This is a genomic window from Phycisphaera sp., from assembly GCA_025916675.1.
Taxonomy (GTDB): Bacteria; Planctomycetota; Phycisphaerae; order Phycisphaerales; family UBA1924; genus JAHCJI01.
On record CP098402.1, the window covers coordinates 455,328 to 477,362 of the forward strand.

Consider the following 22,035-nt stretch of genomic DNA (forward strand, 5'->3'; position numbering starts at 1 on the left):
CTGTCGGGTATTCAAGCCCGGGCCTCTGACAAGCCGACCACGAACTGGCGTGTTGCCTGCTGAGCGGCACGGTTTTTGCGCGTGGAACGCGCGGGAGTTCGGGCGTGGAGACGGCCACCAAGCAACCCAAAGAGAAGCTGCGCCAACTGGCGGGCTATCTCGGTCGCCTCGGGACGATCGAGAAGCTGCTGGTCGGCTGTGTCGTGCTCATCGTGGCGATGGCGTTCTTTTTGGTGTCCCAGTACGCCGGGCAGAGTTCGGCGGTGCAGGTGGCGTTGGTGTCGGACCCCGGCGAGCAGGCTCGGGCGGTGAGCGCCCTCGAGACCGCGGGCATCCGGGCGGACACGAGCCCGACCGGGCAGATCATGGTGAACCAGGATTACGCGTTGCGGGCGCGGGCGATGCTGATGGAGCAGCAGATCGCCCCGACGCAGACTGCGTCGTTCGTGGAGCGGTTGATCGCGGCGCGCAGCTGGATGAACTCGCGTCAGGACAACCACCAGCAGTACTGGGCGATCTACTCGGAGCATCTCTCCGAGATCTTGACGATGTGGCAATCGTTGAGCCAGGCGAAGGTGGTTATCAACATGCCCGAGCAGGGGGGGCTGGGGCGCACGCACCGGGCTCCCACGGCAACGGTCTCGGTGTGGCCGGTAGGCGGTGACCTGAGCCAGGACGCGGTCGATGCCATCGCGATCGGTGTTGCCGGAGGCGTGCCGGGGCTTGAGCCGCCGGGCGTTTCGATCGTTGACGGCGTGAGCATGATGGCGTATTACGCCAGTGATGACACGCGTCTGAGCGCGCGGCGGTCGCTTGAGCACAAGGCCCAGCTCGAGGCGATGATCGAGGGCAAGATCCGCGGGTTCTTGCGCGACATTCCCGGGATGTCTCTGGGGGTGCTGGCGCGGGTGGACAGCACGCGTCGGACGCAGCAGAGCCAGCAGTTCGAGCGCCCGGTTTCGGGGCTGGTCAGCGAGAGCCGCACGGAACAGGTGCAGCAGAGCACGGTTCGGGGGGGCGTGAGCGGCACGCGATCGAATGAGCCCGCGTCGATCAGCCAGGGTTCGGCGGACGGATCGAGCTTTACCGAGACGACCGAGGACAGCACCTTCGACTCGCGCTTCCCGTCGATGACCGAGAACGTCGAGGATCCGGGCGGCGACCTGCTGGGCGTGTCGGTGATGCTGGGCGTGCCGAGGAGCCATGTGCTGCGGTTGATCGAGCAGGAGACGGCCGCGCCGGCCGAGGACGCCGAGCCCGTGGCGCCGACGCCTCAGGAAATTGCGGACCGGTTCGATCGGGTGCGGAGCGATCTTGAGGCGCGAATCCAGGTGGTGCTGGGCAATATCGTGACGGGCGACCCGGCGGACGTGGCGGTGACGGTGTCGATGCTGAGCGACATGCCACTGGTTGGCAGCAGCGCCTCGAGTGCCGGGTTTGGTGGTGGTGGCATGGGTGGCGGCGGGGCCGGATTCATGGGGCTTGCCAGCGGTGGGCTGATCGACAAGGCGGTGCTGGGCGTGCTGGCGTTGGTGAGCCTGGCGATGATGGCGATGCTGATGCGCAAGGCGACCAAGCGGGCCGAATTGCCGACGGCCGAGGAGTTGGTCGGCATTCCGCCGGCGTTGCAGGCCGACGGCGACCTGTTCGGCGAGGCCGACGAGGGGGACGTGCCGATGTCTGGCATCGAGCTAGACGAGGAGCAGGTGCGCGCTGGCAAGATGTTGGACCAGGTGGGCGAGTTGGTGGCGTCTTCGCCCGAGACGGCCGCGTCGCTGTTGCAGAGCTGGGTTGCCTCGGATCGTGACTGAGTCCAGATTGGGCTGGAGAACGTATTGCCTCGCAAACCGCACGAAAAGCTGCCGGCGAACCCGATCGACCTTGATGGTGCGACGAAGTCTGCGATCCTGTTGCTGGCCGTGGGGCACGAGCGGGCGTCGATCGTTTTGAAGTCGATGCCCGCCGAGGTGGTTGAGGAGGTCACGCGCGAGTTGGCGAGCCTGGGGCGGGTGCCGAGTAAGCTGCAAGAGGCGGTTGTTCGTGAGTTCTACGACCTGACGGTGGCCAACGAGTTCGCGGGCGAGGGTAATCTGGACTTTGCAAAGGAGTTGCTGCAGAACTCGCTCGACCCCGATCAGGCGTCGAAGGTGCTGATGCAGATCCAGACGCAGGTGCAGAAGACGCCGTTCAGTTTTCTGCAGCGCGCCGAGAGCGAGAACCTGCTGACGTTTATCCAGGACGAGCACCCGCAGACGATCGCGCTCATCTTGTGCCACCTGACGCACAACAAGTCGGCGGAGATCCTGGTCGGCCTTCCCATGCAGAAGCAGATCGAGGTGATCAAGCGCATCGCGAACATGGAGCAGACCAACCCTGACGTGATCCGCGAGGTCGAGAAGGGGCTCGAGAGCCGGCTGAGCAACATGCTCATGCAGAACATGGAGAAGAGCGGCGGCGTGCCGACGGTGGCCGAGATGCTGAACCTGGCCGATCGCTCGACCGAGAAGGCGATCATGGAGGGGCTCGAGTCGGAGGACCCCGACCTGGTCGAGCAGATCCGGCGGTTGATGTTCGTGTTCGAGGACATCATGATGGTCAACGACAAGGGCATCCAGTCGGTGCTCAAGGAAGTCGACAACGACGAGCTGGCGCTGGCGCTCAAGACGGCATCGGAGGAGTTGCAGCAGAAGATCTTCGGCAACATGTCAGCACGGGCGGCCGAGATGATCAAGGAAGACATGGAGTTTATGGGCCCGGTGCGCATCAGCGACGTGGAGACGGCGCAGCAGCGGATCGTCGACATTGTGCGCAGGCTCGAAGAGGCCGGCGACCTGATGATCCAGGGCCGCGGCGATACGGAACTGGTGGTCTGAGCATGTGCGGGGTGATGCCATGCCGATGATCCGCCGCGCCGATGCGGCCTCGCTGGCGCGCGAGGCCGTGGTGCTCGACTTGGGCGATCTTGCGCGGCAGGGGCGGGCGCTGACCGAGCGTGCGCAGCACGAGGCCGACAGGATTGTCGATGAGGCGAAGGCCGAGCGGGAGCGGTTGATCTCTGACGCCGCCGAGCAGGGGCACGCCGAGGGGTTGGCCAAGGGACAGGCCGAGGGGCACGCCGAGGGGATGGAGCGTGGGCGGGCGGAGGCGATCGCGGCCGAGGCCGAGGCGCTGGGGGCGCTCGAGGCATCGTGGAACGGAGCGCTCGATCGGTTTGAGGCCATGCGGACGGCGCTCTACGCCGAGGCGGAGCGGGGCGTGCTGGCGCTGGCGGTTCGGCTGGGTGAGCGTGTGGCCAAGCGAGCGGTGGAACTTGACGGCGAGGCTGCGGCGCGGCAGCTTTTTGAGGCGATCGATCTGACGATGCGGCCGAGCCGGGTGCGGGTGCGAGTGTCGCCCGGGGATGCCGAAGCGGTGCGTGCGGCCATGCCGGGGATCGCGGACCGGCTGGCCGAGTCGACGAACGCGGTTGTGGTCGAGGATGAATCGTTGTCGCACGGCTCGGTGGTGGTCGAGGCGGACGAGTCGAAGATTGATGGCACGATCGAGACGCAACTGGCACGGATCGTGGACGTGCTGCTGCCGGGCGAGTCGCCGTGAGTGTGCTGGAGCGCGCGGGCGCGGCTCTTGACGCGACGGTGGCGATGGGCGTGTCGGGCCGGGTGTCGACGCTGCGTGGGTCGACGCTGCTGGTGGGCGGGCTGCCGATGCCGGTGGGCTCGGTGGTTCGGGTGCGTTCGTCGCTGTCGGGCGGTGGGGAGCAGCTCGGGGAGATCGTGGGGCTGGCCGACGGGCACGCCATCGTGATGCTGATGGGGCGGGGCGATGGCATCCGCGCGGGCGACGTGGTCGAGGGGTTGCAGGCGTGGGCGAGCGTGGCGGTGGGGCCGGGGCTGCTCGGGCGTGTGATCGACGCGATGGGGCGGCCGCTGGATGGCTTGCCCTCGCCGCGCGAGCATGGATGGGCGCCGCTCGATGCCCGTCGTGTCGGGCCCATGACGCGCGAGCCGATCAGCGAGCCGCTGCGGACGGGGATCCGGTCGATCGACCTGGTGACGCCGATCGGGCGAGGGCAGCGGATGGGGATCTTCGCGGGGCCGGGCGTGGGCAAGAGCACGCTGCTGGGGCAGATCACGCGGCAGACCGACGCGGACGTGGTAGTCGTGGCGCTGGTGGGCGAGCGCGGCCGCGAGGTGCGCGAGTTCATCGAGGATGCGTTGGGTGGAGAGGGGCTGGCGCGGAGCGTCGTGGTGTGTGCGACGGCCGACGAGCCGCCGTTGGTGCGGGCGCGTGCGGCGCGGTCGGCGTGCGCTGTGGCGGAGCATTTTCGCGATCAGGGGCTGAGCGTGCTGCTGGTGATGGATTCGCTGACGAGGTATGCGCACGCGCTGCGACAGATCGGGCTGGCCGCGGGCGAGCCGCCGACGAGCCGGGGGTACACGCCCGGCGTGTTCGCGAGCATGGCGACGCTGCTGGAACGCGCGGGGGCCGTAGAGCTTGGCGGCGGGCGTGTGGGATCGATCACCGGGCTGTACACCGTGCTTGTGGAGGGCGATGACTTCAATGAGCCGGTATCGGACGCGGTGCGGGGCGTGCTGGACGGGCACGTGCTGCTATCGCGCGAGCTGGCAACGCGGGGGCATTATCCGGCGATCGACGTGCTGGGATCGGTCAGCCGGCTTGCACCGCGGTTGATGGATGCCGAGCACGCGGGGGCTCGGGAGCGGCTTGTTCGCTTGCTGGCGGCGTACTCGAAGTCGGAGGACCTGGTGCGCATCGGGGCGTACGCGAAGGGATCGAGCGCGGAGGTGGACGCCGCGATCGAGCTGATGCCGGCGATGGAGGGGTTGCTGCGGCAGTCCGTTGATGATGCTGGGGCGTTCGAGGATGCGCGGCTGCGGCTGCTGACGCTCGGCGGCGAGATCGCAACCCGGCTGGGCGAAGGGGGCTAAGGCGTGGCGCGGCGGTTTGCATTTGAGTTGGAAGTGGTGCTTGAGCAGCGGCGGCGGGCGGAGCGTGATGCCCTGGGCGTGCTGGCGATGGCGCAGAACGAGCGGGCCGCTGTGGAGGCGGAGATGGTCGAACTCCGGGGGGTGGTCGAGGCCGAGCGGGACGTGGCGCGGGAGTTGATGGTTGGCCGGGTGTCGGCGCGGTCGTTGCGAGAGCACGTGGCGGGAGAATTGGGGGCGGATCGCAAGGCCCGGGCGCTGGCGGTGAGGCTGGCGGGCGTGCAGAAGCGGATCGACAAGGCGCGGGAGTTGCTGCGGGAGGCGTCGGTGGGGCGCGAGGCGATCGAGAAGCTGCGCGAGCGCCGGTACAAGGCGTGGGTAGACGAGTTGGAGAAGGCCGAGCGGCTGGAATTGGACGACCTGTTCGTGATGCGTCGCGGGCATACAGGATCGGTGGAGGGCTAGGCCATGCGGAACCTGTGGACGATTGCGTCGGTGCTGGCGATCGCGAATCTGTTTGCGATTGGCTCGGTCGTGGGGTGGCTGGGCGCGAGCGGGCGGCTGGATCGCGAGCGGTTCGATGACCTGAAGCAGATGCTGGCCGAGACGCCGGAGGAGCGCGAGGCTCGGCTGGCGGCTGATGTGACCGAGGCCGAGCAGCGTGAGGACGAGGTGCAGCAACTCCGCGATCGGGTAGAGCGGCTGATGACCTCGCCCATGACGGCCGAGGAACTGGTGGAACTGCAGCAGGAGGCCGCGATGGCGGCCGACCAGCGCATGACGCGGGCGATGCGCGAGTTGGAAGACCTGCGCGACCTGCTGGCGCGAGAGCGGGCCGAGACGGATCGGCTGGGCGAGGCGATCGAGATGCAGCGTGCGGCGTTCGAAGCGAGGATCGCCGAGCGGGACAATCTGGTTGGCCAGACCCAGTTTCGTACGGCCGTCGACGCGCTGCAGGGCCAGCGGGCGCCGGCGGCGCGGGCGATGCTGATGGCGATGTGGGACGGGCAGGCCGAGCCGCCCGAGGGTGAGTTAGACGGGCAGGCGATTGTGGTGGAGTACTTGCGGGCGATGGAAGATCGGCAGCGGAACAAGGTGATCGCCGAGTTTGCCAAGGACGACCCGACGTTGGCCGCTGTTTTGCTGGAGCGTTTGCGGACGGACGGCGTAACGCCGGAGGTAGCCGATGCCGCAGCATCTCCAGATGAGCCCCAAGCCCCCTGAGGCCCAGAACGTGCAACGCTCGCAGCGCGAGCGTGAGTTGCGTGTGCAGGGCGATGCGGGGGCGTTTGGTATGCTGCTGGGGGCGTTGCAGGGCGGAGAGTCTGGGATCGTGCGGGGTGAGGCCCGGAATGATTCGGCCGCCGAGTGGAACGCACAGGACGCGCAGAAGGGCCGGCAGGAAACGCGCGAGGGGGCGCAGCCTCCGACGCCAAGGGCGCAGGAGTCGCGCGAGGGCTTGGAGAAGCTCGCGGGTGCGAGTCGGCAGCAGGTAGGCCAGCAGACGCCAGCCTCGCGTGCGGGTGATGAGGCGATCGAAGCGCCGGTTCCGAACAAGGGCGAGGCGCGGGGCAAGACACAGAACGCTGCTCCCAAGGGCGATGAGCCGATGAAGCAGGGGGACCAGCGGCCAGCGCCGGTAGCGAACCCTGCGCAGGCGAGAGCGCAAGCGGTTCCGGCACCGGCTTCGGTGGCAACGGGTGCGGTGGCGGCCCAGGCCTCGGCGAGCGGGACAAATCAGAATTCACAAGCCACGGCCATCGGAGCCGCCCGCGGGCCGCAGAGTGGTGCGGCCCGCGGGAAGGCTCCCGAGGTGGCGACGCCCCGGGGCGATCGGGCGTTGCGCTTCGAGCGGGTGTTCGAGGCGCAGGTGGGGCGCGGGCTGGCGCAGGCGCTGCGCTCGGGCACTGGCGAGGTGACGCTGCGATTGCGGCCCCAGAACCTTGGGCAGCTCAGCGTGCGGGTGCAGGTCGAGAACAGCCGGGTGACGGCGACGTTCGAGGCTCACAGTGCCGAAGCGCAACGCATGATTGAGGGTTCGCGGGACTCGCTGCGGCAGCAACTCGAGATGCGCGGGCTGAGCGTGGAGCGGATCGATGTGAAGCTGGTTGAGGACGGATCGCAGGCTGGTACGCGGCTTGCGGTACGGCCCGATGGCGGAGCCGACGGTGGCCAGGATGGCCGAGCGTTTGCCGGAGATCGCGAGGGGCGTGGAGCGCCCGATGGCGGTGGGGCGGACGATGGATCGCGACGCGGAGCGACGCGAGAGGATGACGAACCGGCCGCCCGGGCGGAGCCCTGGCGAGCGATGGGCACGGTGAGGCTGGACGCCACCGCGTAGGCGGTTGGTGGGCTTCACGCGCCTCCGGGGTGCGTCGCATGAGTGCTATATCCGCGAACTCGGGGCTTGCCTCGGGAGCTTCACAACCGAATCGCTTGGGCGAATTGGACTCTCAGGAGTTCCTGGGCATCATCCTGGCCGAATTGCAGGCGCAGGACCCGCTGGCGCCCAATGACACGAACGCGCTGGTGCAGCAGTTGTCCAGCGTGCGTTCGATCGAGAGCGACTTGAACCTGACCGAGAAGCTCGAGTCGCTGGTCGCCGACAACCGGCTGGCGAGCGCGACGTCGCTGGTGGGGCGGCGTGTCGAGGGCATCGATGAGGCGGGGCAGAGCATCGTGGGCACGGTGGGCGCGGTGCGCACGCGGGATGGCTCGCCGACGCTGCTGCTGCAGGATGGCTCGACGATTGGTATTGACAAGCTGACCGGCGTGGGCGAGTACGCGGAGCTGCTGCCGTGACCGGGACGCCGCTCGACCTGCTGAGCCTGGTTGGCCTCGGTTCGAGGCTGCTTGGCGTTGGCGGGAGTGAGAAGGCCGATGCGAGTGGTGACTTTGGTAAGGCGTTGGAGGCGGCCAAGGACGGCGGCCTGGAAACCGGGCGGGCCGTGGTGTCGGGGCCGGAGCTTGGTGTTGATTTGAGCAGCGACCAGTTGCAGCGGCTCTCGCACGCGGCCGATATGGCCGAGGCGCAGGGGGCCAAGACGGCCGCCGTGCTGATGGACGGCATGGTGATCCGCCTGGATGTCGAGAGCCGGATGGCGCTGGAGAGCGCGCCGGCCGAGAGCGCGTTGATGTCCGATGTCGACGCGGTGCTATCGGCCGGGCCGACGAGCGAGCCAGCGCCGGCGAGCGATGCGCTCTTGCGCAGGCTGGCACCGGCGGGCTCACCCGAATTGCAGAACTGATTTATCGCGCCATGAGCGCCGTGTGAAGGAACGTACCCATGGCATCGACCACGGCCCTGTTTGCCAGCCTGAGCGGCTTGAACGTCGAGACGCGTCGGCTCGACGTGATCGGCAACAACATCGCCAACGTGAACACCACGGCCTTCAAGGGTTCGCGGATGTACCAGGCGAACCAGAACCCGCGGACGTTCAGCCTGGGCAACGAGCCAACGGCGGCGCTGGGCGGCACCAACCCGATGCAGGTGGGCGTGGGCACGAAGATCGCCGGCATCCAGCGGAACATGGGCGGCGGGACGATCACGCCCACGGGCAGCCCGACCGACGTGGCCATCGACGGCGCGGGGTTCTTCGTGCTGCGAGGGTCCGAAGATCGGTTCTACGGCCGTGCTGGTGCGTTCACGCTGAATGAGAACAACGAGCTGGTGACCGTCAACGGCGAGCGTGTGCAGGGCTGGGGCGTCAACGACAGCTTCGAGGTGCAGCAGGGTCAGCTCGATGACATCACGATCGAGCTCGGCTCGCTGACGATCGCGCAGGCGACGTCGACGGTGCGGTTCAACGGCGTGCTCGACGCGGGCGGGGACGTGGCGCAGGTTGGCTCGCGCACGCTGCTGAGTGGTGGGGATGGCCTCGGGCTTGCGGCCCTCGGTGGTGAACCGTTGACGGTCGACACGCCGCTGGTTGGGCTTGAGAATCCGTTGCAGCGCGGCTCGGGCACGGCGATGTTCACCGATGGACAGACCTTGCAACTGGGTGAGAGCTCGACGGTTGGGGATGGCGTGCAGGTGCGCGGGGCGGAGAAGGGCGGGCGGACGCTGCCGATCGCGCAGCTGGCCATTGGCGCGGCGACGACGATCGGCGACTTCCTGGGCTTCTTGGGTTCGGCCCTTGGCATCCAGCCGCAGACGGGCGCTGGAGCGCCTGGCGTGACGCTTGATACCGAGACCGGGCAGATCCAGGTGGTCGGCAACGCGGGCGAGGCGAACGACCTTGACATCGAGACGGGCGACATCGTGGTGCTCGACGAGAACGGGCAGGCGACCGGCATCAACCCCTTCGCGGCACAGACGGCGCGGGAGGCAAATGGTGAGTCGCAGCGTACGCCGTTCTTTGTGTACGACTCGCTGGGCGGGCTGGTACTTGCCGACCTGACGATGGTGATGGAAGACAAGACCGACGCGGGCACGACGTGGCGGTACTACGTCGAGAGCGACGAGGCGGCCGGGAGCCCGGCGCTGGCGACGGGGACGGTCGAGTTCGACACCAATGGCAACCTGCGGCAGGCCGAGCCGGTGGGCGTGGTGCTGAATCGTGGGGCGACGGGCGCGGCTCAGCCGCTGGCGTTCGACTTGCTCTTCCAGGGCGAGGGCTCGCGCTTGCAGGCGCTCGACGTGGGCGAGGGCGAGGCGAACATCGCGGTGGACGACCAAGACGGGTTGCCCGCGGGCACGCTGAACGCGTTCGGCATCGGGCCCGATGGGGTGATCTCCGGGGCGTTCACGAACGGCTTGAGCCGACCGATCGGGCAGATCGCGCTGGCGACGTTCGCCAATGCGCAGGGGCTGACCGACGAGGGTGACAACCTGTTCCGCGTGGGGCCCAACAGCGGCGAGGCGGTGATCACCGAGCCCGGGGGATTCGGCACGGGCCGGACGCTTGGCGGTCAGCTCGAGCAATCGAACATCGACCTGAGCCAGGAGTTCATCGGGCTGATCCTGGCGCAGACGGGATACACGGCCAACGCGCGGGTGATCCGCACGACCGACGAGCTGTTGCAGCAGCTCGTGGTGATCGGCCGCTAGGGCGCGGGGAGGCTGAGGGCATGATTGTGCTAACGCGGCTGAACGGCAAGGGCTTCGTGCTGAATGCCGAGCTTATCCGGACTATCGAAGAGAACCCCGACACCACCATCACGCTGGTGAGCGGCGATCACATCGTGGTGAAGGAGAAGATGGTCGAGGTAGTGACGCGGTCGATCGACTACGGGCGGCTGCTTCGGAAGCTGATGCCTCCGAGTTGAGGGTCGGTGGGTCCGTATTGGCCTCAAGAGGTCAATAAGGCTCGACGATGATGGATGGGGCCCCGGAGGGCCTCGGGCGGCCGAGCCACCATCGGAGCGAGTGCGGTATGGACCTTGGTACGGTTATCGGAGTCGTACTCGCCGTCGTGGCGTTGTTCATCGGCATCTTCATCGGTGGCGGCGGCGACATCATGGCGATCTTCGACGTGGTGTCGGTGTTCATCGTGGTGTTCGGCACCATTGGCGCGGTGATGATGAGCTTCCCCATGGCGCGCATCACCGGGTTGGTGGGCGTGGTCAAGAAGGCCTTCTTTAATGACACGAGCGACCCGGCCGAGACGATCGCCGAACTGGTCAAGTACGCCGAGGTCGCCCGCCGCGAGGGCATCCTGAGCCTCGAGAACCTGATGGGCGAGATGAAGGACCCGTTCATCGTGCGCGGCGTGAAGATGGCCGTGGACGGGACCGATCCGGAGCTGATCCGGGCGATCCTGGATACCGAGCTGGATGCGCTGAGCGATCGGCACGGGAACGCGAAGGCGGTGCTCGATGGCATTGCCAAGTACGCGCCTGCGTTCGGCATGATCGGGACGTTGCTGGGTTTGATCTTCATGCTCAAGAGCATGGACGACCCCAGCAAGATCGGCCCGGGCATGGCAGTGGCCCTCATCACGACGCTGTACGGAGCGATGATGGCCAACATGTTCGCCTCGCCGCTGGCCGACAAGCTCTCGGCCAAGGACGCCGAGGAATTGCTGGTCAAGACGATCATCGTGACGGGGGTGATGTCGATCCAGAGCGGCGACAACCCGCGCGTGGTGGAGAGCAAGCTGCTGACGTTCCTGCCGCCGGCGAAGCGGGACGCGTTCGCGGCGGCGCGCGAGGCGGCCTGAGATGGGTAAACGCAAGAAGCGAGAACCCGCGGGCGTTCCCGAGTGGGTGGTGACCTACGGCGACCTGATGTCGCTGCTCCTTTGCTTCTTCATCTTGCTGGCGGCGTTCAGCGAGCTGAAGCAGGAACGCGACTATCAGGACGTGGTGCGGAGCATCCAGGAGGCGTTCGGGTACAACGGCGGCATCGGCAAGATCCGAGTCGAGGACATTCCGTACATGACGGTCGACAGCCTGGACACCGATAACTCTGAGTCGGCCGAGAAGCCATTCATCAGTGCCGAGACCACCAGCGAGTCGATCGCGGGGCGGAACGAGAGCACGAACGTCATCAACGAGGGGCTGCGTTTCGCCGTGGGCGCGAGCCTGACGTTCGAGGCCGGTTCGGCCGAGCTGAGCCCCCGCGCGCAGCGGCAGCTCAGCGAGGAGATCGGCCCGGCGTTGCGTGGGCACCGGGTGAAGATCGAGGTGCTCGGGCACGCCTGGGGAGCCGAGGACCGCATCTCGGGGTTGGATTTTTACGATCTTTCCTATCGCAGGGCCAAGGCGGTGATGGACTACCTGGTGGCGGAGGTCAATCTGGACCCCAGGCTCATGGAGCTGGAGGCAAAGGCCGATTCCGAACCTGCGGTGGCTGCCCGCGGCCCTGGGGCGGCGGCGGCATCGAATCGCCGGGTGCAGGTGATCCGCACGGAGATCAACCCCGACGAGACGCATCCCGATCCGAACTGGACGGGGCGGCCGTAGCCGATAACACGAGCGGGGATCGCCGCAGCGCGGAGGATAGCGATGGCCGAGGAAGCGACCAAGGACAAAGAGGGCGAGAGCACCGAGGAGAAGAAGGGCGGCAAGGGCGGCCTTTCGACGAAGCTGCTCGCGGTGATCCTGGCGATCATGGCCATCGAGGGCGTGGGCGTGTTCCTGTTCGTCACGATGATGTCGAGCACCCCCAAGGACGCGGCGGCCGAGATCGTGAGCGACGAGGACGACCCCGAGGCCCTCGTCGAGATCATGCTGACCGAAGAGCAGTACCAGAACATGACCAGCAACCAGGTGTGGATCTGGGAAGCCGAGATCTACATCAAGGTGCGCCGCAAGAACCAGGACTTCGTGCAGGGGCAACTCGAGCAGCGGTCGGCCGAGATCCAGGAGGGCATTACCCAGATCTTCCGCCGGGCCAAGCTGACCGAATTGCGCGAGCCGGACTTCCGGACGGGGTCGCGTCAGCTCACGGCGCTGGTGAACGAGGTGTTCGGCAACGACGCCGACGGGCTGCCGCGGGTCGAGCGTCTGGTGATCGCCAAGCTGCGGGGCTTCCCGCGGAACTGACGATTCTGACTGGCGAACGCGCAGGTCCTGCGCGTGCCCGGGCACACTGCGGCAAAAGCTGCGGATGCGAGGGCTCGGGCTCCGATGTTGCACAAGCCGGCGGAGTCCGGCGTTGTCTGGTCGGCACGCGCCGATCTGGCGGATACCGACCGCGCACGAGAGCGAGCAGGATGCCCGAAGAGCGCCCCGAAGAAACGACCGGACCCGAACCCGCCGACGAGCAGGGGGGCGCCCAACAGCCCGAGGTGGCGGGCGATGGTGCCGACCAGCCAGATGAAGCGTCCGAGGCGCTCAAGGCGGCCAAGGACGCGCTGGAGAGCATCCAGGCCGAGGCCGACGCGGCGGCGAGTGGCGGCAGTACCGATTCAGAGAAGCCAGCCGATGGCGATAGCCAGACCATGGCCAACGAGGTCGTGGAGGCGGCGTTACAGGCGGCTGGCGGCGGGGGCAAGCCGCTCGAGCTCCCAGACTTCGACCTCTCGAGCGTCGCGGGCGCCCAGCACGGGCTGGACATGCTGGCCGACGTTCAGCTTGATGTTCGCATCGAGCTGGGGCGGACGAGGATGCTGGTCGAGGACGTGCTGCGGCTGAACTCCGGGGCCGTGGTGGAGCTGGACAAGCTGGCCGGCGACCCGTTGGACGTGTACGTGAACGACCGATTGGTGGCGCGGGGCGAGGTGCTCGTGCTGAACGACAATTTCTGTATCCGTGTGAATGAGATCATCGACTCGGTGGGCGAGCATGCCAAGGAGCCGGCCGAGTCGTAAGCAGGATTCGCTTGGTGGTACTCACCAGCCGTGCGGCGGAGCCCGCGCGTGCCCAGCCAGGAAGGCGACATGGCAGTTCGACGCTTCGCATGGCTGGTTTTGGGTGCGCTCGCGCTGAGCGCGACGGCCACGCATGGGCAGGTCGGTCCGCCGATTGGCGATGAAGCCTCCGCATCGACCCAGCAGCAACTGAGTGCATCAACTCCGGCAACGGCTCGTCCGGCCGAGTCGGACATGCCGCTCATGGCTGCGCCGCGTCGGGACGAGGCGGCAGCGGAGGAGCCGGCGGCGGGCTCGGGCGGCTGGGTCCGGTCGCTGGCATCGGTGGCGATGGTCGTTGGGTTGATCCTGGTGCTGGCGGCGGCGGCGCGGTTCTTCTCTCGGCGCAGCGGGTCGGTGGCGGCGATGATCGGCCCCGGCGGGCGTGCGCCCAGCGGGGTGATCGAGGTGCTGGCGCGGTACCCGGTGGGCCGGGGGCAGGTGCTGGTGCTGCTGCGGATCGACCGCCGCGTGCTGCTGCTGAGCCAGAGCGTGTCGGGCAAGGGCGGGGCGTTTACCACGCTGTCGCAGTTCGACGACCCGAGCGAGGTGGCCGCCATCTTGCGGCAGACGCGCGACGAGGCCAGCGAGAGCGTGTCGGCCCGGTTCCGCCAGGCGATGGAGCGGTTCCAGGGGGCCGACGATGGGGTCGATCGAGGTGAGATCATCGAGGTCGGGGCGCGGGGCGAGCCGTTGCCCAAGGGGCGTGGGGTGTGGGCGTGAGGTGGCTGCTGCTCGCAGTCGTGGCGGTGGCGGTCCTCGCGGCTGGTGCGCATGCGCAGGGCGTGATGGGGCCGCCGGCCGTGCCGCCGGTGGCCGAGGCTCCCGGCGCGGCGATAGCGCGTGAGCTTGCCAACGCGCTCGAGGGGCGCGATGGCGGGCCAAACCCCCTGAGCGTGCTTGGTGCGGCGGCCGAGGTCTTGCCGGCCGACGGGCAGGGGAACAAGCCGGGCATCAGCGCGGCGGTGAGCATCATGCTGGTGCTCACGGTGATCACGCTGGTGCCGTCGATCATGCTGATGACCACGTCGTTCGTGCGGATCATCATCGTGCTGGGCTTGCTGAAGCAGGCGATGGGCACGCAGACGGTGCCGCCGGGGCAGGTGATCCTGGCGCTCAGCCTGTTCCTGACGCTGTTCATCATGACGCCGACGATCGGGCGGATCTACGACGAAGCGATCGTGCCGTATGAGCAGGGTGAGATCACCGAGTACGAGCAGCTCTGGGACGCCGGTGCCCGGCCGCTGCGGGACTTCATGTTCGACCAGATCGAGGCGACGGGGAACTGGTCGAGCCTGCTGACGATCATGGAGTATCGCGGGCACGACGTGAGCGACCCGAGCAAGCTCACGCGGGCCGACGTGGGCATGGCCGAGTTGGTGCCGGCGTACATGCTGAGCGAGCTGAAGGTCGCGTTCCTGATGGGATTCCGGATTTACCTGCCGTTTTTGGTGATCGACATGGTGATCGCCAGCGTCTTGATCTCGATGAGCATGATGATGCTGCCGCCGGTGCTCATCAGTTTACCGTTTAAGCTATTGCTGTTTGTGCTCGCCGATGGGTGGCAGTTGCTGGCGGGGTCGCTGCTGGAGAGCTTCGTGCTGGAGGGGCAGATCGAGCGGCTGAGCGATCAGGTATCGCGCGCCGCGAGCGAGGGGGCGGTTGTGGCGGCGCCGATGGTCGGGGCATTGGCGAACTGGGTGGCGTGGCTGCCGGGCGTGTAGCGGGGGGCGGTGGCGATGGGCGGCGATTGGATTGTCGAGATGGTGCGCGACGTGCTGCTGCTGGTGCTACGCGTGGGCGGGCCGGTGCTGATCGCGGGCGTGATCATCGGGCTGGTGGTGAGCCTGTTCCAGTCGCTGACGTCGATCCAGGACCAGACGTTGTCGTTCGTGCCGAAGATTATCGGGATGATCGTGGTGGCGCTCTTGCTGCTGCCTTGGATGATCGCGCAGCTCGTTGAGTTCACGATCGAGATGTTCAGGTTGTTCTAGTAAGGATGGTGGCCGTTGGACCCGGCGGTGGCGAGCATCCTGGAGCACCTGCTGCCGTTCTGGCTGGTGGCGGCCCGCGTGAGCGGGTTGTTCCTGTTCGCGCCGGTGCTGGCCAGCAGGCTGGTGATGCGGCGGGTGCGGGTGCTGTTGCTGCTGATGCTGACGGTCGCGTTGTATCCGGCCGTGGCGGTGGGGTGTGTTCAGGTACCGCCGATGGAGCTCGGCACGGTGGCGATGGTGCTGCTGGGCGAGGTGCTCATCGGGCTGGCCATCGGCATGATGGCGACGATGCCGCTGGTGGCGATCCAGGTGGCCGGCAGCGTGATCAGCTACAAGCTGGGCCTCGCGCTAGCGCAGGTGTACAACCCGGAGTTTGATGCGCAGTCTGAGGTGATCGGACAGGTGCTCTACCTGATGGGCCTGGGGCTGTTCATCCAGATCGGCGGGCTCGAGCACATGGTGGTGGCGATCATGGACACGTTCGCCATGCTGCCGCCCGGGACGGCGTGGGTGGACGTCGCGCCCGCGCAGCTGATGGCGGCGTTGATCGATGCGGCCTTTGTGGTGGGCCTGCGCATCGCGATGCCCGTGCTGCTGATGGCCACGCTGGCCAGTCTGGCAATGGGTGTGCTGATGCGGACGATTCCGCAGATCAACATCATGTCCATCGGCTTCGCGATCCAGATCTTGCTTGGCATGTCGGTGCTGGTGGTGTCGATCTTCGCTATCGGCGACGTTGCGAGCGAGGCGATCACCGATGGGCTGGGCTACGTGTACGACTGGGCGCGGTCGCTGGGGGTGAGCGATGGCTGACGACCCGGGCGAGAAGACCGAAGACCCCACCCAGCAGAAGCTGCGCAAGGCCCGCGAGCAGGGGCGCGTGGGCAAGAGCCAGGACTTCGGGGCCGTGGTGATGATGGCCGGGGCGGCGTTGCTAGTGGCGGCGCTGGGTCTGCTGGCGACGGGTCTGGTCTCGGCGATGATGCGCGACGTGATGGCGGGGAGCGCTCCCGGGCACGCGACGGTTGCGGAGGACGTGAACCGCGTGGTGCGATGGATCGGGGTGCGCATGGGGCTCATCCTGTTTCCCACGATGGCGGTGATGTTCATCGTGGCGTTGTTCTCGCAGCTCGTGCAGGTGGGGTGGTCGGTCTCGCCGCAGGCCATCACGCCCAAGCTCGACCGGCTGAACCCGATCAGCGGTGCCAAGCGGATCTTCGGGCCCAAGGGGGCGGTGAAGCTGGGGATGGACTTCGCGAAGTTGATCCTGGTGGTGATCGTCGTGGTGATCGTCTTGGCGCGGTGGATCCCGGCGTTGGGTTCGATGCCGCTGATGGACATCAGGGCCGCGACGATCCTGAGCTTGCGGGCGGTCGTGGAGCTGGCGATCTGGATGCTGGCGGTGCTGCTGGTGATCGGCTTGGCCGACCTGAAGTACCAGAAGTGGCAGCACAAGAGCGACAACAAGATGTCCAAGCAGGAGGTCAAGGAGGAGCAGAAATCGATGGACGGCGACCCGGAGATGCGGCAGCGCCGCGCGCGGGTGGCTCGCGAGATCGCCTCGCAGCGGGTCCAGAGCGACGTGCCGGGGGCCGACGTCGTCGTGACGAACCCCACGCACTTCTCGGTGGCGATCAAGTACGATGCCAATGAGATGGCGGCGCCCGAGGTGATCGCCAAGGGGGCCGATTATGTCGCGCTGAAGATCCGCGAGGTCGCGCGGACGCACGGGGTGCCGGTGGTGGAACGCCCGCCGTTGGCGCGGGCGTTGTACCGCGGGGTGGAGGTCGGGCAGACCATCAGCCCCGAGCATTATGAGGCGGTGGCGGAAGTGCTGGCGTACGTGTACCGGCTGGAAGGCAGCCACCGGGCGCCGGCACCGGCGGGGGCAGGTAGCTGATGGCCGCGGGTGATGGCATCCTGGGGCGGCTTGAATCGCTGGCCAAGTGGCGGGGCATCATCGTGCCCATCGGCTTCGTCGCGTTGCTGGCGGTGCTGATCGTGCCGTTGCCGAGCTTTTTGCTCGACCTGATGATCTCGACCAACGTCTCGCTGTCGGTAGTGATCCTGCTGACGGTGCTGTACATGGATCGGCCGCTGAAGTTCAGCGTGTTTCCTTCGTTGTTGTTGGGCGTGACGATGTTCCGGCTGGTGCTGAACATCGCCTCGACTCGGCTGATCCTGACCGCCGACGCGGCCTCGCCGGCCGAGGCGATGGACGTGGCGGGCAAGGTCATCGAGGCATTCGGCAACTTCGTGGCGGGCGACTCGCTGTTCGTGGGCGTGGTGATCTTCCTGATTCTGGTGGCGGTGCAGTTTCTGGTCATCACCAAGGGCGCCACGCGCATCAGCGAGGTCGCGGCCCGGTTTACACTCGACGCCATGCCCGGCAAGCAGATGGCCATCGACGCCGACCTGAACGCGGGGATCATCAGCGAGACCGAGGCGCGGGATCGGCGCGAGGAGATCCGGCGCGAGGCCGACTTCTTTGGCGCCATGGACGGTGCCAGCAAGTTCGTGCGCGGTGACGCGATCGCGGGCATCGTGATCACGGGGGTGAACATCGCGGGCGGGTTCGCGGTGGGGGCCATCGAGCGGGGCTGGCCCGCGGCGCAGACGGCCGAGACGTTCAGCCGGCTGACGATCGGGGATGGTCTGACAAGCCAGATCCCCTCGTTCATCATCGCGATCGCGGCGGCGCTCATCGTGACGCGCTCGGGCGACAAGGGCGAGCTTGGCCTGGAATTGACCGGCCAGGTCTTCAGCCAGCCCAAGGGCTTGGCGATCACGTCGGGGTTCCTGGCCGTTCTCGCGTTTACGGGGTTGCCGGCGGTGCCGCTGCTGGCGACGTCGCTCGGGTTGGGCGGCATCGCCTTCGCGATGAAGCGGGCGACGCGGCCGCCTCCGCCCCCGCCGCCCGCGCCGCCGCCGCCCCCGCCGGGGGTCGAGAGCCTGCTGAAGGTTGATTTGCTGGAACTGGAGGTTGGCCAGGCGCTGGTGCCCCTGGTGGGCACGGGGGATGGCAGCGACCTGCTCGAACGGATCTCGGCCGTGCGGCGGCAGCTCGCACTTGATAGTGGGTTTGTCATGCCGCCGGTGCGGATCCGGGACAATCTGCAACTGCCGCCGACGCACTACCGGGTTCGCATCCGCGGTGCCGACGTGGCGCGGGGCGAGACGCGGCCCGACCAGTTGCTGGCGATGGATCCGGGTATCGCCACTGGCAAGCTGCAGGGCGAGGCAACCAGGGAGCCGGCCTTCGGGCTCGATGCGTGGTGGATCACCACCGACATGCGGATGCGGGCCGAGTCGATGAACTACACGGTGGTCGACGCGACCAGCGTGCTGACCACGCACCTGACCGAGGTGGTGAAGGCCCACGCCAGCGAGTTGCTGACGCGCGAGGAGGTGGGGAATCTGCTGGAGGGTGTCAAGGAGCGGGCGCCGAAGCTGGTCGAGGAGGCGTTGGCCGGCTCGCTGAAGCTTGCCGACCTGCAGCACGTGCTTCAGAATCTGCTGCGCGAGCGCGTGCCGATCCGCGACATGGAGACCGTGCTCGAGGTGCTGGCCGACTGGGGCGGGAAGACCAAAGACGTGGACGTGCTGACCGAGTACGTCCGCAACGGGCTGAGGCGGGCCATCTGCCACCAGTACGCCGTGGACGAGGGCGAGGGGCAACTCGTGCTGTCGTGCGCCACCGTCGACCCGGCCATGGAAGACCTCATCAGCAGCTATATCGATCGTGGGAGCGAGAGCACGACGCTGACGATGCCGGCTGGGGTGACCAACGCCGTGGCCGGGGAAATCAACCGTGCCCTCGAGCCGGTGGTGAATTCGGGGCACGCGCCGGTGGTGCTGGCCTCGCCGACGGTGCGGGCGGTGCTGTTCCAGATCATGGAGCCCAGGCTGCCGGGCATCGCGGTGCTGGGGTACAACGAGGTGGACCAGAATGTGGAGCTGAACGCGATGGGGTTGGTGCGGCCGCCGAGCGAGGGGGCCGTGGCGCAGGCGGGGTGAGCATGGAGTCGGACGGGTCGGCCAGCGGCCCGACCATGACCCTGCCAGCGTGAAAAAGTCGTCATTGCGACGCGGGCGGGCCGATAGTTCGGGCGATCCCCAGCCGGGCCGGAGGCCCGACTCGAATTCGGAAGGAGCCACGGAGGGCATGGGTATTCGAACGTATCGTGCACGCTCGATGGCAGACGCCATCGACGCCGTCCAACGTGAGTTGGGCCGCGATGCGATCATCCTGCACACACGCAATTACAAGGTTGGCGGGCTGTTTGGCATTGGTGGCCGGCCTGTCGTCGAGGTGACCGCGTCGCCCGCTTCGGTGGTGCGCGAGCGCCAGCGTGGGCAGGGCCAGCGTGGTCAGGCCCAGCCGCAGCCGGCGGCCCGAACTGGGCAGAAACCCAGGCCCCAGCCGAGGCCAGCCAAACCGGCGGCTGACGTTCCTGCCGATCCGACGTCTCCTCAGCATCGGCAGGAGTTGCTCGAGCGATACACGGCTTTGGCGTCGGCCCAAGTGCCTCCGCAGCCTGTGCCGGAACCGGCAGCCAAGCCCGAGCCGGTCCCGTTCGAGAACCCCAAGAGTGAACAGCCCCAGGCCGAACGGATGCGTGTGCGGAGTTCAGCGGCGCAGGCCCATTCGGATGGTGTTGAAGGGGAACTCCGCAGCCTGCGGCAGTTGATGGGCCGCATGATGCACACCCAGCAGGCCGGGCCGGTGTCGGCGTCGGCGCTGGGCGAGCCGCTGGCCGAGGCGTACGTGAAGATGATCGAGGCCGAGGTCGGCCGCGAATTGGCCGACGAGGTTGTTTCACAAGTCAGGCATTCGCTGGGACGCGAGGAACTCGGCGATGCGTCCTTGGTCCGTTCCGCTTCGCTGACAGCGTTGGCAGAGGCGATCCCGATCGCCAAACCCGGACGTGGGCGGACGGGCGATGGGCCGTTGACGATTGCGCTCGTGGGCCCCACCGGGGTGGGCAAGACCACCACGATCGCTAAGCTGGCGGCGGCATACAAGCTCCGGCGTGGGCAGCGTGTGGGATTGATCACCACCGATACGTTCCGCATCGCCGCCGTCGAGCAGCTCCGGACGTACGCGAGCATCATCAGCGTGCCGCTGCGGGTGGTGATGAGCCCGGCGGAGATGGCCTCGGCCTGCCGGGCGATGGCCGACTGCGACGTGGTGCTGATCGATACCGCCGGGCGTTCGCCGCGAGATGGGCAACGGGTCGAGGAGCTCTCGGCCTACCTGGAGGCCGCCCAGCCTCACGAGACGCACTTGGTGTTGTCGGCCACGGCGGGCCCCTCGGCGTTGCGGAGCGCGGCCAAGGGGTTCTCGATGGCCGGGCCCGATCGGATGATCTTCACCAAGCTCGACGAGGCCGAGAGCGTGGGCACGGTGATCTCGATGGTGCATGCGCTGGGGTTGCCGTTGAGTTTCGTGACCACCGGGCAGGAGGTGCCCGACCACATCGAGCCTGGCCGGGCAGACCGGCTGGCGCGGCTGGTGCTGGGTAGCACTTCAACCGCGAAGAAGCCCGAGCCGGCACCGCTGCGCCGCGAGACCCCGCTGGCTGAGGCGGCGCTGTGATGGCAACCGCGGCGACCGATCAGGCCACCGCGCTGCGTCGCATGGCCCAGCGCCGCGCTGGCGGCGAGGCCCCGGTGCGCCGCGCTCCGGTCATCGCCATCGCCTCGGGCAAGGGTGGCGTGGGCAAGACCACGATCGCGGTCTCGATGGCCATCGGCCTGGCCAAGCGGGGGTTGAAGGTTGCTCTCGTCGACGCCGACCTGGGACTGGCCAATGCTGATCTGATCTGCGGGCTGCGCCCGACCGCGAGGCTGACCGAGGCCGTGTGGCGTGTGGCACAGGGTGGACGCGTGAGCGCGGACCTGTTGCGGCGCATCTCGATGCCCGGGCCAGCCGGGGTCGTCATCGTGCCGGGCATGGTCGGCCCATTGGCGAACGCGTCGAGCATGGACGCCCGGGCGGCGGTGTCGCAAACGGTGGATCTGCTCTCGCGGGCGATGGATGTCGTGGTCGTCGACCACGGCGCGGGACTCGGTGCTTCGGTGCGCGAGGGGCTGGCGGGCGCGACGCTGCCGATTGCCGTCGCTACGCCCGATCCGGCATCGCTGGCCGACGCCTATGCGCTCATTAAGTCTCTGCGTACTTCTGCGAACGAACGTATTCCTTACTTGCTCGTCAACCGAGCAAAGTCTGCCGAGGAAGCGCAGGCCGCGCACGCGCGAGTTGCGGAAGTGGCCGCGAAATTCCTCGGGTGCGGCTTGCCCATGCTGGGCCACATTCCCGAAGATCCGATGGTGTCGCGTTGCACCCGGATCCGGCGGCCGGTGGCGCTCGCGGCCCCGAAGTCGCAGGCGTCACGCCATCTAACTCGTGTGGTCGAACGGCTTTGCGAACAGATCGAACCTGCTAAGTTGGGTTTTGATCGGAATCGCCGCGGGTTCCTGGCACGCCTCGTGCGGGGCCGATAGCCGCGTCCGCACGGTGCGGTGTTGCGCAGTTGCTGCGCAGAAGTCCACAAAAGCGCGCAATTCGGCTTGAGTCGACCTGACTCGTGGCCGATGGAGGTGGCACGTGCCGCCGTCAACATCGATCCATCCGTTTCCATCGCGCGTGTGCGGCCCACTTTGTGGGTTGTGCGGGTTCGCGGTGGCGATGGCTTCGGGGCTCTTGTCTTCGGGCGAGGCCGCGTCGGTGTTGACCCGTGCGATGGTTTCCTGCCTTGGTTGTTATGGGCTGGGCCTCGCCGTTGGGTACGTCTTTGA

22 protein-coding genes and 1 pseudogene are annotated in these 22,035 nt (G+C 67.6%); all 23 read left to right on the top strand.

What is annotated here, in order from left to right:
- Positions 1-104 precede the first annotated feature (104 nt).
- Positions 105-1,811: a hypothetical protein gene (locus NCW75_01980; GenBank protein UYV13066.1), complete on the top strand. Its 1,707-nt coding sequence runs from the start codon at positions 105-107 to the stop codon at positions 1,809-1,811.
- A 24-nt stretch (positions 1,812-1,835) separates the two neighbouring features.
- Positions 1,836-2,873 (top strand): flagellar motor switch protein FliG, encoded by a 1,038-nt coding sequence (gene fliG, locus NCW75_01985; protein UYV13067.1) that lies wholly within the window; start codon positions 1,836-1,838, stop codon positions 2,871-2,873.
- Positions 2,874-2,892: 19 nt separating this feature from the next.
- Positions 2,893-3,597: a FliH/SctL family protein gene (locus tag NCW75_01990; protein UYV13068.1), complete on the top strand. Its 705-nt coding sequence runs from the start codon at positions 2,893-2,895 to the stop codon at positions 3,595-3,597.
- Positions 3,594-4,949, top strand: coding sequence for a FliI/YscN family ATPase (locus NCW75_01995; protein ID UYV13069.1), 1,356 nt, complete (start codon positions 3,594-3,596; stop codon positions 4,947-4,949). Before NCW75_01990 ends, NCW75_01995 begins: the two co-directional genes overlap by 4 nt.
- Before the next feature lie 3 nt (positions 4,950-4,952).
- Positions 4,953-5,411, top strand: a complete 459-nt coding sequence (locus NCW75_02000) for a flagellar FliJ family protein (protein UYV13070.1) — start codon at positions 4,953-4,955, stop codon at positions 5,409-5,411.
- A gap of 3 nt (positions 5,412-5,414) precedes the next feature.
- Entirely contained in the window at positions 5,415-6,170 is a 756-nt protein-coding gene (locus NCW75_02005; protein UYV13071.1) for a hypothetical protein, read from the top strand.
- Positions 6,133-7,287: a flagellar hook-length control protein FliK gene (locus NCW75_02010; protein ID UYV13072.1), complete on the top strand. Its 1,155-nt coding sequence runs from the start codon at positions 6,133-6,135 to the stop codon at positions 7,285-7,287. Before NCW75_02005 ends, NCW75_02010 begins: the two co-directional genes overlap by 38 nt.
- A 38-nt stretch (positions 7,288-7,325) precedes the next feature.
- On the top strand, positions 7,326-7,748 hold the full coding sequence (locus NCW75_02015; protein UYV13073.1) for a hypothetical protein: 423 nt from the start codon (positions 7,326-7,328) through the stop codon (positions 7,746-7,748).
- Positions 7,745-8,194 carry a hypothetical protein gene (locus NCW75_02020; protein UYV13074.1) on the top strand — a complete coding sequence of 150 codons (450 nt, stop codon included), beginning with the start codon at positions 7,745-7,747 and terminating at the stop codon, positions 8,192-8,194. Before NCW75_02015 ends, NCW75_02020 begins: the two co-directional genes overlap by 4 nt.
- Before the next feature lie 38 nt (positions 8,195-8,232).
- The gene (locus NCW75_02025) at positions 8,233-9,996 is read left to right on the top strand and encodes a flagellar hook-basal body complex protein (protein ID UYV13075.1); all 1,764 of its coding nucleotides are present in this window, start codon (positions 8,233-8,235) and stop codon (positions 9,994-9,996) included.
- Positions 9,997-10,016: 20 nt separating this feature from the next.
- Positions 10,017-10,142 (top strand): annotated as a pseudogene (locus tag NCW75_02030) (flagellar FlbD family protein).
- Positions 10,143-10,321: 179 nt separating this feature from the next.
- Positions 10,322-11,107, top strand: a complete 786-nt coding sequence (locus tag NCW75_02035) for a motility protein A (protein ID UYV13076.1) — start codon at positions 10,322-10,324, stop codon at positions 11,105-11,107.
- A gap of 1 nt (position 11,108) precedes the next feature.
- Positions 11,109-11,852 (top strand): OmpA family protein, encoded by a 744-nt coding sequence (locus NCW75_02040; GenBank protein ID UYV13077.1) that lies wholly within the window; start codon positions 11,109-11,111, stop codon positions 11,850-11,852.
- Positions 11,853-11,894: 42 nt separating this feature from the next.
- The gene (locus NCW75_02045; protein ID UYV13078.1) at positions 11,895-12,434 is read left to right on the top strand and encodes a hypothetical protein; all 540 of its coding nucleotides are present in this window, start codon (positions 11,895-11,897) and stop codon (positions 12,432-12,434) included.
- A 170-nt stretch (positions 12,435-12,604) separates the two neighbouring features.
- Positions 12,605-13,201, top strand: coding sequence for a flagellar motor switch protein FliN (fliN, locus tag NCW75_02050; GenBank protein UYV13079.1), 597 nt, complete (start codon positions 12,605-12,607; stop codon positions 13,199-13,201).
- 69 nt (positions 13,202-13,270) lie between these two features.
- The gene (locus tag NCW75_02055) at positions 13,271-13,963 is read left to right on the top strand and encodes a flagellar biosynthetic protein FliO (protein ID UYV13080.1); all 693 of its coding nucleotides are present in this window, start codon (positions 13,271-13,273) and stop codon (positions 13,961-13,963) included.
- Positions 13,954-14,964 carry a flagellar type III secretion system pore protein FliP gene (fliP, locus tag NCW75_02060; protein ID UYV13081.1) on the top strand — a complete coding sequence of 337 codons (1,011 nt, stop codon included), beginning with the start codon at positions 13,954-13,956 and terminating at the stop codon, positions 14,962-14,964. The genes NCW75_02055 and fliP overlap by 10 nt, the downstream gene beginning before the upstream one ends.
- A gap of 15 nt (positions 14,965-14,979) precedes the next feature.
- Entirely contained in the window at positions 14,980-15,234 is a 255-nt protein-coding gene (locus tag NCW75_02065; protein UYV13082.1) for a flagellar biosynthetic protein FliQ, read from the top strand.
- 15 nt (positions 15,235-15,249) lie between these two features.
- On the top strand, positions 15,250-16,047 hold the full coding sequence (fliR, locus tag NCW75_02070; protein UYV13083.1) for a flagellar biosynthetic protein FliR: 798 nt from the start codon (positions 15,250-15,252) through the stop codon (positions 16,045-16,047).
- Complete coding sequence (gene flhB, locus NCW75_02075; protein UYV13084.1) at positions 16,040-17,134, top strand: flagellar biosynthesis protein FlhB; 1,095 nt, start codon at positions 16,040-16,042, stop codon at positions 17,132-17,134. Before fliR ends, flhB begins: the two co-directional genes overlap by 8 nt.
- On the top strand, positions 17,134-19,251 hold the full coding sequence (flhA, locus tag NCW75_02080) for a flagellar biosynthesis protein FlhA (protein UYV13085.1): 2,118 nt from the start codon (positions 17,134-17,136) through the stop codon (positions 19,249-19,251). The genes flhB and flhA overlap by 1 nt, the downstream gene beginning before the upstream one ends.
- A gap of 178 nt (positions 19,252-19,429) precedes the next feature.
- Entirely contained in the window at positions 19,430-20,833 is a 1,404-nt protein-coding gene (flhF, locus tag NCW75_02085; protein ID UYV13086.1) for a flagellar biosynthesis protein FlhF, read from the top strand.
- Complete coding sequence (locus NCW75_02090; protein ID UYV13087.1) at positions 20,833-21,741, top strand: P-loop NTPase; 909 nt, start codon at positions 20,833-20,835, stop codon at positions 21,739-21,741. The genes flhF and NCW75_02090 overlap by 1 nt, the downstream gene beginning before the upstream one ends.
- Positions 21,742-22,035: the final 294 nt, after the last annotated feature.